Raw genomic sequence first — 1,370 nt, 5'->3', positions numbered from 1 at the left:
ATTCCTGATCTAATGTTTCATCATCTTGCATCATTCTGCCATCCATGAGCTACTCTCATACTCTCTTCTACCGCTATAAGCTGCTCGTTTCCGTATTTCTTGGGGTGGTTCATACGCTACACACATCAAGCCAAAGGCATCTGCTCCATGGCTCGACCAATCATGTTCTGCACCCAAACCTATATTGCGCTTCTCATCCCACTTCTCGTGATACCAATTGAGTGCTTTGCGTCCTGCTACGGTCGTCTCTTCGTTGAACCAAATTGAAGGCAATATCCGCCTCACCGCCTCTATACGTATCTTGACCGCCCCAGCCCCCTGATTGGGAATAACTTGTGTTTCAAAACCCGCATCATTCAAAGCACTCTCAAAACTCACATTGTGCACACGGTCTCTGGTCGCTCCATCATGGGGCAAAACCATCAATGCCTTCTCGTAGCCATTTTGACGCAACCAGCCTATGTGCTCAGATAAGGGTTGCCCTTGCGCTTCATAATAATCCAATACCCTGATTTCGCGTCCTACAAACTGAGCTATCCATATTGCCGTCGCATCTGCCTTGGCGCCCGTGCCCCCAATATCCCAAAAAGCCCGTATTTGCATTAAAGGATCACGAGAAACACGCCCTATCCTCCCCTCCTGCTCGGCTGCCAACATCTCTTGTTGATAATAAGCACCCTGAACGGCTTTCAGATAATCCCCTTCCCAAATATGCTTATAGCTCTCTGGACGGTTCCTGAGATCATCAAGCCGTGCTTCATTCAAGATCTTTGGAAACTTCGGATTATCAGACCAGTTGATCTCAACACGCTTGATTGCCTCATTATCGGAAAAGCGAAACCGCTTCTCAACGGGGGCATTCTCTCGCAATGGGTTCCATGTCACCCATAACTCTGCACGCCAGCCTTCACCTTCTTCACGTAAAGTCGGTATAAGCGTTTGCCAAGCCGTCTCAGTCACCGGTTCCGCCTCATCAACCCAACAAAGCAAAATACGCCCCATCGACTTGATGCTCGCTACATTGCGATCAAGGCCTGAAAACTGAAAGGCTATACGACCATCTCTCGATTTAATCGAAGACTCCCCAATCTTGTAATAGTCCTTTAAAAAGTCATGACTTTCAATGGCGCGTTTAATTTCCTCCAAAGAGCTCTCTGCTAGAGAATTCTGGAACTGACGTGCACAAAGAATAGTACCTGATATCCCTCCCATGCCAAATTGATAGCCCTTTAAAGCCGCCATCAAGGCAAATGATCTTGTTTTCCCTGACCCCCGTCCTCCCCAAGCAGCACGAACCGCCGCCTTTCCTGTAAAGATTGGTATAAGCTTTGGTACAATACTAATCTGTTTGGTCGTCATTCACTAAAGGA

At 47.6% G+C, this 1,370-nt stretch carries 1 protein-coding gene; it reads right to left on the bottom strand.

All coding sequences use genetic code 11. From position 1 onward, the window contains the following. Positions 1–30 precede the first annotated feature (30 nt). The gene (locus NPX99_RS08635; RefSeq protein WP_269031419.1) at positions 31–1,359 is read right to left on the bottom strand and encodes a PBSX family phage terminase large subunit; all 1,329 of its coding nucleotides are present in this window, start codon (positions 1,357–1,359) and stop codon (positions 31–33) included. Positions 1,360–1,370 lie beyond the last annotated feature (11 nt).

Source organism: Bartonella sp. 220B, from assembly GCF_026930205.1.
Lineage (GTDB): Bacteria > Pseudomonadota > Alphaproteobacteria > Rhizobiales > Rhizobiaceae > Bartonella.
The sequence above is the reverse complement of the archived record's forward strand: the minus strand, read 5'-3'. Positions and strand labels throughout refer to the sequence as shown.

What these genes read in the sequence shown, in the direction of transcription:
- NPX99_RS08635 (WP_269031419.1), bottom strand. Translation starts at nt 1,359, where the DNA reads ATGACGACCAAACAGATTAGTATTGTACCAAAGCTTATACCAATCTTT.